The sequence below is a fragment of the Shewanella sp. VK101 genome, from assembly GCF_056497865.1.
The window spans coordinates 3,274,846-3,289,763 of sequence record NZ_CM151402.1 but is presented as its reverse complement, the minus strand read 5'-3'; the positions used below and the strand labels follow the sequence as shown (position 1 = coordinate 3,289,763).

Genomic DNA, 14,918 nt, shown 5'->3' with positions numbered 1-14,918 from the left:
CTTAGTCCCTTATTGATAAGTGGGGTTGAACATCGCTGCGCCAAGCGTTGTGAAAGTGATGGATCCTTTCTTCGCATCTGCCTAAAACCCCCGGCTCATCAATGTATTGCATATTTGCCTGACAGGACTCGGCAACGATGCGATCCTCTTCTAAGATAGTGTGGTTAAATTCAGTAAAGTTTGCCTGAATGGCTGCTTTGACGGCATCGCTGATCCTGCTTCCGTCGCGTCTTTGCATCATTCGCAGTTGAAAATTCAATTGGGATTGGGTTGCACCTTTAGGCTCATAAGTTTGCAATGACATAAGGGAACCATTGGTCAACCCTATGGCCAAATTCGGATAGATAAAGAAATGGTTGTACTCAGTAAAAGATTTATGTTGTTCAATTTTTAAGTGTTTTCTGGCACCCGCCCACCATTTTTTTGGTGTATCCAGCAGTGGAGTATGGCCTGTTGTGTGGCCATTAAAATGTGCCATTTCGACTTCAGGCTTGGCAAATTTTGCAAAGGTTTCCGGGTGGGTGCCTGCCACGTGGTAAACTTCGAGTACGGTTTCGCAGGCTAATTTCCAATTGGTATTCCAGTGAAAACTACCTTGCTGAACCGGATCCAGAAATGCTTGGGAGATCTCTTCCAGGATATTGAAGTAAGGCCCCAAAAAATCCTCTAATGTTGGTCCTTGATGCTTGATACGAACGAATAGCAAGTTCCCACAATGGGCCAACTGAAACTGTTTTAAGGCCAGTTTTTTCTTGGCTTCATCGTCTAAACCAAAGTCGGTACGATTTTGTGGTACACCGCTAAGAGCGCCATTACTCTTGTAACTCCAGCAGTGATATGGGCAAAGCAAGGGCCGATTGCCTCTGGATGCTGACTGCAGTTTTGCCTTGCGATGGCTACAGACGTTGAGTAGTGCACTGAGTTCACCATTAAAGTTCTGCACTACCACAGGGGTGTTGCCTACTTGCAAAGTAATAAAATCATGGTGTTGAGAAAGCTGATCTTTAAAACCAACGAATATCCAGTTTTTTTCGAATACCTGGGTGTGCTCGATGTCCAGGATCGCCGTTTGGTAGTAATGCTCCGGATGTATGGATTGTTTTGCGATCATTGATGTTCCGATTTCTCTTTCAGGCCAATGACAAGTCTCTTTATTATTCTCTGGCATCCATGGCTGTCAATCAGTTGACGTGCCTGGTCACTCATCTGTTCTCTTAAGCATTTATTATGCCAAATACTCTTGGCCTTTAAGGCTATTGTGTTGATGATATCTTGATTACTCTGGGTATCCCCCTCTGCCGGTGCATAATGCCGACAATCTAGCGTTTGGTACCAGGTATTATTCAGTGGTGAGATCATGGCAGGTACCTGATTGTCGACCGTTACCAGTGATAATGTTGGAACGCCTTGGCTGGCCAATTCTCCCAGAGTTCCTCCGGCTGCGGATACGGCTAGACCCGTTTGCATCATGACTTCGGCAACTGATGGAGGATCACATACAAGTGTGAAATTCCCATATTGTCCGGAGAGCCTCTGTAAGGAAGCTTGATCTTGGTGGGTTGTACCCAAAAGTAGCTTAATCTGACACTGAGGGAGAACTCTTAGCAGTGCTTGGGATAGTGGTAGTGCCAGTGATTTTACATCTGTACCACCTAAAGTGAGCAATAGCTGAGGGCGTTGAAGTACCGGAATGAATTGAGGCAATGCAAACTCTTTTCTCAAATAGGTAAATTGCGGTCCCAGACAGTAATTGGCCTGGGGAGCCCTCAAGCGGTAATCGGCAGACGTACAATTTGGCGCAGGATTAACAATTAAATCGGCTATAATCGGTGAATCATCAAGGGCATCATCGAGCTTGACAAGATAGGTGTTAAGTTCAGAAAGCTGGTGCCACTCACAGGGCGTTAATTCATAGTCATCGATGATAATTGCTTTAAAATCATGATGTTTTATTTCATTCGCCGTTAAAGTGTTTGAGACTTGAATGCTATTGAAATTTGCTTGCTTAAGCTTGTTCAGTAAAGTTTCGCTGCAAGTTTTATAGAGAAAGTTGATTTCGAATCTGTCCTCAGCCGCCTGAGCCAAGGCATAGAGGCGCATGATATGACCAGCGCCAATTTTGTCCGAGTTATTACCATAGAAAGCAATTTGGGGTTTAGCCTGCAAGGAATCCACCATCTACGGCGAGCGTGATGCCTGTTGTATTACGACTCAAGTCACTCAAAAGGAAGTAAACACTGTTGGCTACATCTTGTGGTTTACTGAGCCCCAGAGGGTGTGCATCTTTTAGTTTCTGGCTCTGTTCTTCGCCCAATGTGGCAAACTGTTGTTCGGCTTTTTTGCCGCTGACGACGGCAGGAGCAACACAGTTAACCCGAATCTGTTTAGCCGCCAGCTCCAAGGCTGCCGATTGTACCATTGAGGATAGTGCTGCCTTTGATGCGGCATAAAGAGTACGTGCCTTTAGCCCCCTCTGTCCTGCCGCCGAACCAATAAAGACAAGGCTGGCTCCCGGATTAACATGTTTAGCCTTCGATACGGCAGCCGTCAGCATCACGGCGGCAGAGAAATTGATATCAAAATATTGATTAATCTGTTTGGGGCTAATGCTTCTGAGCGGGCTGTAACCTTGATAGCTGGCACTGTGTACCAAACCATCTAGGGCACCGTGTTGTTTTATCAGTTCTTTTACCCAAGCGGCGATATCTTGGAGATGACTCAGATCAAAAGGGCTTACCACATGGTCTGAACCCTTGAGCTGATTAAGCGTTTCATTTAAGGCCTGTTCCCGACGTCCGACGAGAATAAGCCTAGCGCCACATTCATCCAGTTTTTTGCAGATTGCCAAACCTATATCTGAATCTGCAGCGGCGCCGGTAATGAGATAGCGTTTATTGGCTACACTCATCACTGCTGCACCAAGGTTAGCGGGGCAAAGTCGTCCGGGATCTCTATGATCTCAGGCACTATGATAGGACCTATATCTGTTATGATTGCCCCCCAGGACCAGCCTACACCGAACCCGCCCAGCATCACCTTCTTGGGACCATTAACGAAAAAGTGGGTGAGTTTATGACAGATGGCCAAAGGAACCGACGCGCTTGAGGTGTTGCCAAAGTCGGTCATGTCAATCAAGTATTTATCCTCAGCAATTTTGGCTTTTTTCCGAAGGTGTTCGAGAATAAATTGGTTAGCCTGATGCATCACTACCATATCTAAACGATCAGCTTCGAGCTGAGCCAAGGCTAAGGTTTCCTTGATGAGTTTGGGAACAACTTTTAGGGTAAATGAGAATACCGCAGCACCATTGAGATATAGCCGGGATTCTTTGTAGAGTCGCTCTTCCTCTTCTTTTGAACGAGGTTGTAATTCGGGCATGGTAGGTACCCGGCGCCCCCCTGCTTTGACTGCAATATGCTGACCACCCGTACCGTCAGTGCCAAAGACGGCATAAGAATCTGGCCAGTTTTCATCGTATTGGAGTGCGGTGGCGACACCCGCATCTCCAAACAGGGGGAGGGTGCCGCGATCGTCCGGCAGTAAGTGACGACTGGAAGTATCGCCGCATAAAACCAAGGCTCGTTGGCCGTTGGAACCATTAAGAAGTTGACTGGCTATCCAGGTCGCATAAACAAACCCTGAACAGCCCAAACTGACATCCAGGCAGGCTGCTGTCTGTGGCAGTCCTAGTCTGTGTTGCATCAGGCAAGCTGTTGCCGGCAGGGCGTAATCAGCATCCTGCGAGACATAAATAAGCACATCGACGGATTCCGGTGCCCAATTGAGTCGTTCGAGTAATCTTTGTGCAGCAGCGATGCACATGTCGGATGCACAGAGGTGTTTGGGAAGTATGCGTCGACTGTGGATGCCGGTACTGGCGTAAATTTTATCCGCTTCTTCCTGGGTAAAAATATCGGGCGTTTCTACATATGAATGCCTATGGGGAGGGACAGCGGCTTGCATACCTGCAATTTTGACTGACTTAATCACAGCTTCCATAAATAACCCTGTTGAAATAACGAATAATGTTGGTTTTGACTATAACATTGAATAATATAGCTTGAAAGTGTCATCCTTATGTCTAATGTAAGCTAACCTTTTGCTATTATAGTGAAAAATCCGGGATAAGAAATGGCTGTAACTACCGTGAACAAGGTGTCTATCACAGGCATTGTTTCTGTCTTACCTGAAACCTGTTGTGAAAATGTCGATGAATCCTCGGTAAGCGCCGGAGAGGAAATGGCTCGAATTGTTGCTTCAACAGGGATACGCTCAAGACGTATTGCATCTATGCAGCAGACAGCGTTGGCCCTAGGCAACATAGCTTGTGCATCTTTAATTGAAGAGATTGGATGGCAGCCTACGGATATCGGCCTTATCGTCTTTGTGACTCAAACCCCGGATTATCCATTGCCTGGCAATGCGGTGCAGCTGCAGCATAAACTTGGCCTAAGCAAGGAAACTATCGCCTTTGACGTCAACCTTGGGTGTTCCGGTTTTGTTTATGGTTTATGGCAGGTATCGCAGTTATTGAGCGGGTTATCAAAGGGCCGAGCCCTCTTGGTCGTTGGCGATACGACGAGTCATCAGTACAGCAAAAACAATCGTGCCGTTTCTTCGCTTTTTGGTGATGCGGTAAGTGCCATAGGGATTGAAAAAGATCCTCACGGTGAAGAGATGGTTTTTTCGCTTGGCACTGATGGTGCCGGTGCCCCTTATCTGATCCAACCCCAGGGCGGGGCACTGGCTCCCGGTGTTGCGCCTGAACTCTTTATGGATGGCATGCAGGTTTTTGTCTTTACTCTGAGGGAAGTCCCTTCATCCATAATGGCTTGCTTGGCTGAAAAGGGATGGCAGATCCAAGATATAGATTACTGTGTGTTGCATCAAGCCAATGAAATGATGCTCAAACGACTAGGGGATAAACTCTGCCTGAGCCCGGAACAGCTAATCATCTCCATGGGAGAGGTGGGGAATACCAGCTCTGCCTCTATTCCCTTGGCTTTATGTCTTAGCCTCAGTAAAAGGCTTTCGAGCGACAGGACAAAGTTGGTGTTATCTGGGTTTGGTGTTGGCTGGTCATGGGGGACGGTTGCCCTGACTTTGCCAAAATTGAAAGTCTGTAAGGTTATTGATCTTAAATTAGCTTAGAAGGGCTTTCAGTTCATACTCCAGATAGTCAGCCAATCCCAGCCAGTCATGTCGTTCCTGTGCCGCCAGCATATGGGGAAGTAATTGAATTATTGCCTCTGAATGAGGAAGTTCGGTGAGCAAAGGCTCTAATTGATCTAAACATTCGCGTAGCAGTTGGGAGCCTTCCGCCTCATGGCCCAACCGAAAGGCGTGCGCTGCAGTGATGAATTGATCCGTTAAGGTGACAGAGGCTTTACGCGCGATCATTTTACCTCCTTGTATTGGGCACCTGATATTCTGGCACTCTCTAAACTTGATTGATAGAACTTTACGTTAGGGTTGGCACAGATATAGTGCTCCAAGTTGCGAAGGTAAGCCCTAAAATTCAGATCTGTAGCCACCCGTTCTCCATGACCATTGATCACCCAATGTTTTTTATCTAACTGAGTGGAAGGTCCTAACAGACCCTCTTGCCAATGAGCGTGAGTCTTGTTATTGGGATAGCAGAAGTCGCAGCCGAATAGAATTATTTCCCTGATCCCCAAATGTACGGCTAAATCTATAGCGGGATGAATGACGCTTCCATTGGTATATAGCCTCAATTTGGGGTGTTTACGGTTCAATTCGTCATAAATAGGACTGGGGGAATAAGCCATGAACCTTGGACCTGGCCAGGCCGTGATGACCTCGCTCGACAAGGTTGGAAAGTAAACCAAGGTGAGGTTATTTGGCAGATCTTCAGGGAAATGTGCCAATGTGATCTTGCTATCGATGGAAACGACTATATCCGGTACTATCCCCTGCGCGAATAATGCCCTTACCGCAGTGTCAACGGCGATCATTAAAGGAAGTTGCTTTAAAGGCTGGCTCTGCTGTTGCAACAGGTATGGGTAATGCTCTTCAAGACTCGGGCCCGCGCCTATGATGTGTGCTTGAGGTTGACTGTGAGTCATGCGTAAAGCTGCGGCATCTGGATCTTGCTCAATGAAGGTGAGGTTTTCATCCAATCTCTGTCTAATCTCAGGATTGTCGATACCATGATGTTTATTGGCATATTTACGATTGTTTTCCAACACCAAGAGGTCTCTTAACTTAGCATTCTCATCTTTAATCAAGAGTAAATCTGGGGTTATAGCGATATAATCTTGCGCCAGTTTATTTGGTTCAAGTCGGTGTACCAAGGTAACACGCTGATCGAGCAACCATTCACTCTGATCCGTGTAGGAGAGCAGCAGTACAAACAAGTCTATATTCAGTGGACAGACCATAATTTTGCTAAATTGAGGTTTGTCGATGAGTAAACTGGGAACATCCCCCATTCCAATACCATACACAGTCACTTCTTTACAGTGCTCGGGGAGTTGAGTGATAAGGAGTCGAGCCTCTGCCAACCTGTCATATCGGCTACTGAGTTGAATGCCATTGACACTGATAGTCTGGTTTTGAGCGGTAACCAGACAGGCATCCAGATACTCAAAAGATGCATGTTTAAGCGCTGAAGCCACAATAGGCCATCTGGACTGGATAATTTGCAGATTGGCTGCAAACAGCTCTGTCATGGAGAATACCTCGTTGAAGAAATGTTTCAATTTTAAAAACGGGTTTGGTAACTCGTATCGGCATTGCCACTGAGCGTTTGGTTCGCCTCTAACCAGACTAGTGACTAAGACCATGATTTTAAAGTTTTACACTGAAGCTCAAAAAGCTTTTGGCCCCTAGGGCCATCATCCGGACAACAATAGCGTTAACCTGCCGCAAGGGTTGCAAAAATCCTCCCGCAAGCTGCCCAGCGACTGATTAACTTGGGTTCAAAGACTAAGCAAGTCGCGTTCCAGTTTCCACTTTGGTGGCCATTGGGTGGCTAGGATGCTTGCAATGGGAAGGTGGATCATCTTGCCGCAACCTGCTGCAATCCCCCTGGGTATGGGGTTTTAAGGCTGTTATTCGGCGTCGGTGGGGAAGGGATTTTATCTGTGCGCCTTGCTGTGGCCGGCTAGAGTAAACGCCAAAAAGCTGGCGCTGTCCAGGGATGGGTGAACTAAGGAAGATACGAACAAGTCCCATACGCGCCTTTCGGGACTTTCACTGCAACCGGCTTTCGGCGTTATCCGACTCAGGCATGCCTTCAGTCAGATGCCTTGAACGCCAATGGCTGTGCAAACCACTCTCTACATTAAGAGAAGGCCACGAGGACTTATTCGCACCTTCCCTAATACATTTGAATGCTGCTTGGTTTTTGTTATAGGCCTTTCTTGGATTTCAAATAAATTTCGTGAATTTTTTCTTTTCCTTGGATTGTTTTAGCCTATTACTTTTTGAAGCGCTGGCGGGGGCGCAGACCTTTTTTGCGCACAATAGGGACAAGTTTGCTCGTTTGCTGAAGTATCAACATTACGGCCTCGATCTCCGTCATGAATTCGGTCGGCAGGGTGTTCAGGTCGAAGTCCCCGGTTGTCCTTAACTGCTTATGCAAGAATTTTCTGATCTTGGCTTTGGGATAGCGTAGCCGCGCGTTCGTGACTTGTTTCAGAAGTACCCTACGACTATCCTCGTCATTGATTTGATGAATCTCCATAGTGACCAGCTCCAGCTTGCGTTCTATGCTGTTTCTGTTGACCTCGGATTCGATGGCGGCGAGATCGTCCTGCTGCTTTAAAGTGTTCCGGAGGTTTTCTACGAGGTCGTCGAGTTGGTGCTGGCAGGTCAGACAGGAGCGCACGTCTTCGTCACCACTGTATTCCTTCTCATGGCCGTCCACGTCCGGGATACTCGGCCCTCCTTCATTCGCTGAGACCCAGAGTTCCGTGATGGACAACGGGGTCGAACCCTTGAGAGAGCTGACCTTGATTGCAGAATTGCCCAAGGCTTGGGGAGCGGCACATATGCCAGCCTTCATGCCCGACAAAAAACAGGACAGCCATATCTTTTTGATGTTTCGCCCAGCCTTGACTAGGCTTTGAAATACCCATCAAAACTCAGTCGAGGTTGGTTATGACCACAGCCCGCCGCCAGTTGATAGATGCTGAAAGTACGTAATGCCGTTCACTTAGTGTGAACGGCATTTTTCTTAGGCTTAATGGGATACTTGTTTTTACTCATTTTTAACGCACGTGGATAGGCTCTATCCCGTTTCCCATCAAGCTTGAACTGCCTCGCATTACGCACTATGTCCAAGACCTCTCTCGGAACATTCCCAGGCATTTGAGATGACAGCTGAGTCAGTTTAAAAATGATATAACTCGATGCATCTCTAAAGCTTAATTGGTTCGGATGTAACGACGGTAAGCTCTTAGCCATCAACACCATCTTGTATCTGATGAGGTTATAGGCCAATAGTACCCCCCACAATTCTTGGATAACCAGCTCTGGCAATTGACTGCGTAACGTAAAGCGACTCTCCAGAAGATGCTGCTTCATCTCCCGATAGCCCACTTCTATCTCCCATCGATGGGCATATAAATCCGCTATCTCTGCCCCCGGATAACGCAGGGGGTCTGTTAATGACGTCAAAATGGAAACCGACTTACCTTTTATCGTCTTCGTCAGTAAGCGAGCTTCAATAGTGTCAGGCAGCATAGGCCACTTCTTTCTGGCTTGAGGCGTGGTGGCTAACTGCACCAGTTGGTCGTGTTTTCCTAAAGAGCGTACCACTTCATATTGTGTCCCTTTCTTCAATGGCAGCAGCCAGTGACTGTTCGGTTGAGCCTGCTGCCAGGCGTGCAAAAGTCCCAACGAATAAAAGCCTCTGTCAAACAGCGTCAGACTGTTATTGGGTATACTTGATATCAGTTCAGCGGCTAAATTCATTTCACTGACAGCAATAGAATCAAAGGCACTGTTCAATACCAAGTGGCTGCTTAACTCCATCATGCAAACCATGCGAATTTGAGGATAGGCAGCATCACCAGAAGCGTTGGCGGTTTTGGCGAACACCTGATTGTTTTGCTCACTATCAGGTGTTCGCCATACGATACCATCGACACCGTAGAGGTTGAGCCCACACCAATGCGAATGTTCTGCTCTTTCATGCCAGGTCTTGGCACTTCGCTTAAACACATCCTGAACAACGTCAGAGCCCAATCGCTTACGCGCTTGCGTGACAGCACTGCGCGCAACGTAATCCACCTCTTGCGGTAAGACGATATCAAGCTTATTGATGAGTGAACGGACGGACTCGCCTCTGAACAGAGCCATACCAATCACCGCCCAAATCATGGCATCCATAGGTAACTTACGTCGTCTTAAACTGGCAACACCATGTGAATCAAGGCACGACTGAATTAACTCAGGCTCAAGTACATCGGCCAGACAGGTGAATTCGGTAAGACGGTTGATATGAGTACGCGCCAAAGCTTCTGAAAGTTGCATAAAAAAATCCGATGACATGGGGTCATCGGATTTTGATCCTTTCAGTGAGATCGTCAAGCGATCTGTCTTAACTGATCGGCATTACTGAAAGTACGCCCTTTTACCACGTGATTAACCGTTGCGTGAGAAGGGCATTTTTGTGTGGTGAAGATGCACTGTCGGGGCGCAGTTACGAACATAGGCGTGGCTGGATAGTGGATAAAATCAGGCAGTTGTCGTCAATATTCTGCATCGACGTTTGCGCTTATGCGGTCATGAATAATCACTACCATTTGGTGCTCAAAATCGACCTTGCTGCGCAACAATCGTTGTCGCCATTTGAAGTCATTGAGCGTTGGACATTGCTCTTTAGTGGCAATCCTGTGGCGGCAAAGTTCCTCAAGGGCGATAGTCTCTCAGAAGGTGAGCGAATACTGTTGGATACGCTGATTAGCGATTGGCAGGAACGTCTTGGCAGTATTAGTAGGTTTATGCGCTGTTTAAACGAAGATATCGCTCGCAAGGCCAATCGAGAAGATGGTTGCAAGGGCGTATTCAGGGAAGGACGCTTTAAGTCGCAGGCGCTGCTCGATGAACAGGCGCTACTGGCCTGCATGATGTATGTGGATTTAAATCCCATTCGCGCCGGTATTGCAGATTCGCTGCAAACTTCTGATTACACATCCATTCAGGAGCGCATAGAAGAAGTAGCTGAGCCTGCAACTGCCAACGCTTCACTTAAGCCACTGCTGCAATTTGACGGTGCAGCAACTACCGCCGAACAAAGCGGTATCCCGTTTCACTTTGCCGACTATCTGGAGCTGATTGATTGGACAGGCCGGGCGGTGCGGGAAGACAAGCGTGGCTTTATTGCCTCTTCCAGGCCCAAACTACTGCTTGAGCTTGGTATCAGTGACGATGCCTGGATAACTTCCGCCAAGGAGTTTCGCCGTCAGTACAGTGGCATGAGTGGCCGATGGGATGCCATGTGTGCCATGAAGGCCAAATATGGCGGTAAGTGGTGCCGGGGTAAGCAACAAAGCCAAGCAATACATCCCCATTAACCTTAATCCGTTGGTGATGTTGCAGAAACAGGCTTAAGCCTGCCTTAGGCATGCCTAGCAACCGCAGTTTTTGTATGAAGCACGCAGATTACTCATCTCAGAGAGTCTCATTTCCAAAAATCCGTCGTTATTTATCAGAGACTGACCCCTGCAACGAGCTTCCTTGCAGCTCAGAAAGTGGTTTGGATGTTCTGTCTATTTAGATGGCCAAATTCACTATGCCACTACAGTTTTGGGCTTTAAAGCCACGATGAACACATCACCAACTCAACGTTTTCCCAAAGAGGAAACTATCAGAGAACAAAATCATTAATTTGAAGTGCCTGAATCGGCAGTGGATGGGTTCCAAAAAAGCTTGAGATTTGTGCTAGCAAGCACAAGAAGAAAGTAGTGGTCTCCCCACAGGGACTCGAACCCCGATCGGTCGCTTAGGAGGCGACTGCTCTATCCTGTTGAGCTATAGGGAGACGCCAGTGATTATACTGGTTTTCACCCGGATGAAAAGGCTTTGGATTTAATTGCTTAAATCTTAATCGCGATGTCATTCACCTGAATGTTGAGGGCGGCATTTTCACCGCTGAGCACTGCGATGGCACTTTCCTCTGTGACTTGATCTATGGTGATTTTTGCCCGGGTTTCTCCGGCCACGGCGCGCATCTGGTTCATGCGGTCGGGCAGGTTTTGTTGCAGCACGATTTGGAACTGATCGCCCACGCGGATGCCGTTGCGTCGCCCAAGGTTGAGTATCACTCTATCTTGTTGACGCACGACTATCTGTGCCAGCAGCGGTCTGCAGGCCAGTGCCATATCGATATCTTTACTGGCATTGGCCAGCACCTTATCTATGGCCTGCCCATAACTGGCACGCCAGAATCTGTCGCTGTTGGGGGCGACGGATTCATTTTTGGCAAACTCCCAGGGCGCGGAAATGCTGTAGTTCTGATACCAGATCTGCTCGCCGCTGATCCCATGATAGAGGCTGAGCTGCAGCTGAAACAGTCGCTGAGGCTCGCTGTCCCACAGGCCCATAAAGCCGGACTCGGCCGGTTCGGTGGAGATATCTATGATTTGCGGCAGCAACAGATACTGGCTGTCGGTAATTTCACTTATCCAGGTCGGCAAACGGTAACCCCGGATATTGATAAGCTCTTCTTTGATATCCAGCCGCTCTTTGGCATGCAGGTGGGCAAAACTGGTGGAAGATTGCTTATCCAGCGTTGCCGCTATCCGCTCGGACAGGCTTCGCTGGAAATTTTCCAACTGACCATAACGCAGTTGGCTTCTGTCCTTAATGCTGGCCTGTGGCACCAGGATAGCGGCCTTGATGGCTGAGCTTTGGCACTTGTTATCCGGGCCGTCGAGAATATCGAGCCGCATAACCACCTTGAGCTTGTCTCCCTGGCGCATTTCGCTGACCAGTTCGACACTGCTTATCTGCGCCTGGCTGGAGAGGCTGAAATCGTTTTGGGTCAAGCGCCCCTGGCTGACACTCTGGGTTGATTGGAAACTGCCGCCACGGGAGAGCAAGGCCATGTTGATGGCGTTGTCCATTGCCGCTTCCCGTGCCTGGGTCAGATTGCCATTGATTATTTTGGCTTCACCTCGGGCCTCGGTCCACTCTGCCATGGCGTTCAGGCTGATGCCTAGCAGCGGCAGCAAGAGCAAAGGGCGCAATCTCATAAGACGGTTCCTCAAAATAAGAGTCAGGGTGACGGAATTTTGCCGCCACTTAAACTGGTATCGCTTGCTATTCAAATTTTATGCCAGCGCCATCCATTCACAGCTGATGCAGCGCAGTTTGCGACCATGACTAAAGCGCGGCAAGAGTTTGCCGATAAGGGAACAGAGAATATAAGTTCCCATTGCCCGCCAGTGGATAAATTGAAGGGGCAAATGAAGGTGTGGGAAATGAAAAGGCGTAGATAAGCCCCTTAAACATCTTCGTAAAAGCCTGTAATAAGCTGCCAGGCAACCGGGTTTGTTCGCCGGTGTCATCTGTTTGTACTTGGTCTGCAGGCCTAACTTAGGTTGGTATTTTATTTGCATAGCTTTACCCCAGTGAAAGGAACTTGGCGCTAATCGAGTTAGCCGTGGTGCTTAATGACAACCTCGGAGAAAGCGCGGCATAAGTCAGGTAGGTCAAGGTTCACGCCAGGTCCAAGAGTCGCCAGGTTCCTCAATAAAGCAAGTGCCCGCCAGGGTACCAGTGGGATGGATATTATGTATAAAGCCCTGTGTATATTGCCTTTACTCTTGCTGCCTGCTTGCGGCATGACTTCGCCGCAACAGCAGGCCGAGGTCAAGTCTCAAGCGGCGCCAGTCAATCTATTGGCGCAGCAGTTGGTTGACGAGTTGGTAACTCATAATGACGCTCTCAAGCCGACCCAGCCGCTATTGGTGATGACACCAGTGATGGTGGAAGACATGCAGAGCAGCAATGCGCTCGCTTCACAACTGCAGCAGGGGCTGATGACGGCCTTTCATCAGCGCGGTTTTAACCTGGTGGATTTGAACCTGGCCGATGCGGTGCGGGTAACGCCACAGGGGGATTTCATCCTTACCCGTGATTGGCAGCAACTGCCGACCGATATTGCGGTGGAGCATGTACTGGTCACCAGCATGAGTCAGGCGAAAGGTGAAATGCTGTTCAACAGCCGAATTGTCAACGTCAACAACAACCGGGTGCTTTCGGCAGCCGGTGTGCGGGTACAGGAGCAAGAGCTGCCCGGCTACTTGGCGCCTTCCAATAAGGTGGTGTCAAAAGAAGGGCTGCTTTATCGCTACGAAAGCCGTGGTGAGGATAAGGGCCGGATAGTGGGAGACAAGTAATGAAGCATTGGAACAAAACACTGTCATTGGCCACGCTGGCGCTGGCGTTAATTCTGGGTGGCTGCGCCGATAAGGACAGATATGTGCAGTGGGAGACTGAGGCGCCGAGCAGTTTTCCCAAGTTGACGGCAATAGGCTATGCCCCGCTGGCCAGCCAACCGGCCAAGGAACAGTCGCAAAAGGTGCTGATGGCGATGCAGGCATCCAAGATTGCCGCTTATCGTGAATTGGCCGAACAAGTCTATGGTCAGCGATTGTCGGCCGACAGCAAAGTCAGTGACTGGATGCTGAAAGGCGATAATATCCAGGCCTCGGTTTCCGGGGTGATCCGCGGTGCTAAGGTAGTGCGCAGTTATCCGGCCGGAGATCATTATGTGACCGAACTGGAGCTGGATTTCGCCCGGGTGTGGGATCTGTATCAGCAGCAAAATCGCCCCCAGCGAGTCAAAGAGATCACTTATTTTTAGGAAGGTGAGAATAAGTCCCCGCGGCGTTCACTTTTGTAAATTTTGTAGAGAGTGGCTCGCACCTTCAATTGGCATAAGCAAAAAGCAGCCTTGTTTGGCTGCTTTTTTGTGGCCTTTTATGGCTTAAGATGCGTTGCTGAATTGAGGGCTGAGCTTTGCGTTCTGGGCTGAGCTTTGCGTTCCGGGTCGAGTCCCCTGAGTAACCACCTTGAGTTCAGACTAGGGCTGGGGGCCACAGGCGGTGATTCTGACTAAAGAGTTGAGCTTACACAATAAGCTATAAGCAACAGCAGTCGGGTCTTAATCAAGCCTTGAGATCGTTGCCCAGGGTGGCGATGGTTGAGGTTTTGCCCTTTCCATCATAGGTCAGGCTGGAGGCGTTACGGCTGACCTGCAGCGCTTGCGCCAGGCGATTGATACTGGCCATGCTCAGTTCTATCAGGCCGGCATTTTCCTGATTGCGTAGTTGGCAAGCGGCCAATAGTTCGCGAGCTTCACTGACCTGTTCGGCCAATGGTGGCTGACTGAGTTTGGCTTGTTCAGGATGAGAGGAGAGCGCTTCATCTACCGCCTTGACCTCATTGAGCAGGTCGCCCTTGTCTTTGGCCAGTTGCAGCAGATTATCGGCATTGCGATCCAGCAGGGCGTTTTTTTCCTGCTCGATCAAGTTCAGCAGACGCTCGAGTTGAGTCGTCTGCTGTGCTATCAGGCTGGTGATATCCGGGGTATCAGGCATCAGGACCCTTTATTGAGTTCGTTCAGTTCTGATTCGAATTGAGATATGTTGGCTGCCAGTTTTTCCGGGTCAACCTTATATCTGCCTTCGGCGATCGCTAATTTAATTTCGGTGATCTTCTTTTGATCTATTTCCGGCAGGGAGGCCATTTTACTCTGTACTCCTTGCAGTTGCTGCGCCTGTTGTGACACCACAACAGAGTCAGCTTTCTGCGGAGCAGCACCTTGCTGAGCTGTTTGGCTGCTCTGAGCTGTGTTCTTGTGGACTGAACCTGTGTTCACCCTGGGTTGATTTTGCAGTTGTTTAATATCCATAGCCATCTCGGCTCCAGCCTTTTCTCTG

15 protein-coding genes and 1 tRNA gene are annotated in these 14,918 nt (G+C 48.7%); 4 read left to right on the top strand and 12 right to left on the bottom strand.

Going from position 1 to position 14,918, the window contains the following annotated elements; all coding sequences use genetic code 11:
- Position 1 precedes the first annotated feature (1 nt).
- The 4 genes from ACSHSR_RS14645 to ACSHSR_RS14630 are packed head-to-tail and all read right to left on the bottom strand — an operon-like array spanning position 2 to position 3,999.
- Positions 2 to 1,111, bottom strand: a complete 1,110-nt coding sequence (locus tag ACSHSR_RS14645; RefSeq protein ID WP_413736094.1) for an aromatic ring-hydroxylating oxygenase subunit alpha — start codon at positions 1,109 to 1,111, stop codon at positions 2 to 4.
- Positions 1,108 to 2,166 (bottom strand): PseG/SpsG family protein, encoded by a 1,059-nt coding sequence (locus ACSHSR_RS14640; protein ID WP_413736096.1) that lies wholly within the window; start codon positions 2,164 to 2,166, stop codon positions 1,108 to 1,110. Before ACSHSR_RS14640 ends, ACSHSR_RS14645 begins: the two co-directional genes overlap by 4 nt.
- A complete protein-coding gene (locus ACSHSR_RS14635) occupies positions 2,156 to 2,908 on the bottom strand; it encodes an SDR family NAD(P)-dependent oxidoreductase (RefSeq protein WP_413736098.1) in 753 nt (250 codons plus the stop codon). The genes ACSHSR_RS14640 and ACSHSR_RS14635 overlap by 11 nt, the downstream gene beginning before the upstream one ends.
- Entirely contained in the window at positions 2,908 to 3,999 is a 1,092-nt protein-coding gene (locus ACSHSR_RS14630; RefSeq protein ID WP_413736100.1) for a 3-oxoacyl-ACP synthase III family protein, read from the bottom strand. Before ACSHSR_RS14630 ends, ACSHSR_RS14635 begins: the two co-directional genes overlap by 1 nt.
- A 132-nt stretch (positions 4,000 to 4,131) precedes the next feature.
- Here ACSHSR_RS14630 and ACSHSR_RS14625 point away from each other — a divergent pair, with 132 nt between their 5' ends.
- Positions 4,132 to 5,151, top strand: coding sequence for a ketoacyl-ACP synthase III (locus ACSHSR_RS14625; protein ID WP_413736102.1), 1,020 nt, complete (start codon positions 4,132 to 4,134; stop codon positions 5,149 to 5,151).
- Here ACSHSR_RS14625 and ACSHSR_RS14620 read toward each other — a convergent pair.
- The 4 genes from ACSHSR_RS14620 to ACSHSR_RS14605 all read right to left on the bottom strand — a co-directional run bounded on the left by ACSHSR_RS14620 (position 5,143) and on the right by ACSHSR_RS14605 (position 9,501).
- Positions 5,143 to 5,400 carry a hypothetical protein gene (locus ACSHSR_RS14620; protein WP_413736104.1) on the bottom strand — a complete coding sequence of 86 codons (258 nt, stop codon included), beginning with the start codon at positions 5,398 to 5,400 and terminating at the stop codon, positions 5,143 to 5,145. The two genes, ACSHSR_RS14625 and ACSHSR_RS14620, sit on opposite strands and share 9 nt — an antisense overlap.
- A complete protein-coding gene (locus ACSHSR_RS14615; RefSeq protein ID WP_479630876.1) occupies positions 5,397 to 6,692 on the bottom strand; it encodes a motility associated factor glycosyltransferase family protein in 1,296 nt (431 codons plus the stop codon). Before ACSHSR_RS14615 ends, ACSHSR_RS14620 begins: the two co-directional genes overlap by 4 nt.
- Positions 6,693 to 7,441: 749 nt before the next feature.
- Positions 7,442 to 7,948: a hypothetical protein gene (locus ACSHSR_RS14610; protein ID WP_413736108.1), complete on the bottom strand. Its 507-nt coding sequence runs from the start codon at positions 7,946 to 7,948 to the stop codon at positions 7,442 to 7,444.
- 227 nt (positions 7,949 to 8,175) lie between these two features.
- On the bottom strand, positions 8,176 to 9,501 hold the full coding sequence (locus ACSHSR_RS14605) for an IS4 family transposase (protein WP_208185183.1): 1,326 nt from the start codon (positions 9,499 to 9,501) through the stop codon (positions 8,176 to 8,178).
- A 71-nt stretch (positions 9,502 to 9,572) separates the two neighbouring features.
- Here ACSHSR_RS14605 and ACSHSR_RS14600 point away from each other — a divergent pair, with 71 nt between their 5' ends.
- On the top strand, positions 9,573 to 10,544 hold the full coding sequence (locus ACSHSR_RS14600; RefSeq protein ID WP_479631527.1) for a transposase: 972 nt from the start codon (positions 9,573 to 9,575) through the stop codon (positions 10,542 to 10,544).
- Positions 10,545 to 10,935: 391 nt separating this feature from the next.
- On the opposite strand, the gene ACSHSR_RS14595 is transcribed toward ACSHSR_RS14600, so the two are convergent.
- Both ACSHSR_RS14595 and ACSHSR_RS14590 read right to left on the bottom strand, forming a co-directional pair.
- Positions 10,936 to 11,011: transfer RNA gene (locus ACSHSR_RS14595), tRNA-Arg, on the bottom strand.
- Positions 11,012 to 11,066: 55 nt separating this feature from the next.
- Positions 11,067 to 12,224, bottom strand: coding sequence for a flagellar assembly protein FlgT (locus tag ACSHSR_RS14590; protein ID WP_028779114.1), 1,158 nt, complete (start codon positions 12,222 to 12,224; stop codon positions 11,067 to 11,069).
- Between the two features lie 531 nt (positions 12,225 to 12,755).
- Between ACSHSR_RS14590 and ACSHSR_RS14585 the strand changes: the two genes are divergently transcribed.
- On the top strand, positions 12,756 to 13,373 hold the full coding sequence (locus ACSHSR_RS14585) for a FlgO family outer membrane protein (protein WP_251100890.1): 618 nt from the start codon (positions 12,756 to 12,758) through the stop codon (positions 13,371 to 13,373).
- Complete coding sequence (locus ACSHSR_RS14580) at positions 13,373 to 13,840, top strand: LPP20 family lipoprotein (RefSeq protein ID WP_051472584.1); 468 nt, start codon at positions 13,373 to 13,375, stop codon at positions 13,838 to 13,840. The genes ACSHSR_RS14585 and ACSHSR_RS14580 overlap by 1 nt, the downstream gene beginning before the upstream one ends.
- Before the next feature lie 304 nt (positions 13,841 to 14,144).
- On the opposite strand, the gene ACSHSR_RS14575 is transcribed toward ACSHSR_RS14580, so the two are convergent.
- Positions 14,145 to 14,576, bottom strand: a complete 432-nt coding sequence (locus ACSHSR_RS14575) for a flagella synthesis protein FlgN (protein WP_037473786.1) — start codon at positions 14,574 to 14,576, stop codon at positions 14,145 to 14,147.
- On the bottom strand, positions 14,576 to 14,896 hold the full coding sequence (gene flgM, locus ACSHSR_RS14570; protein ID WP_054744062.1) for a flagellar biosynthesis anti-sigma factor FlgM: 321 nt from the start codon (positions 14,894 to 14,896) through the stop codon (positions 14,576 to 14,578). Before flgM ends, ACSHSR_RS14575 begins: the two co-directional genes overlap by 1 nt.
- Between the last annotated feature and the right edge of the window lie 22 nt (positions 14,897 to 14,918).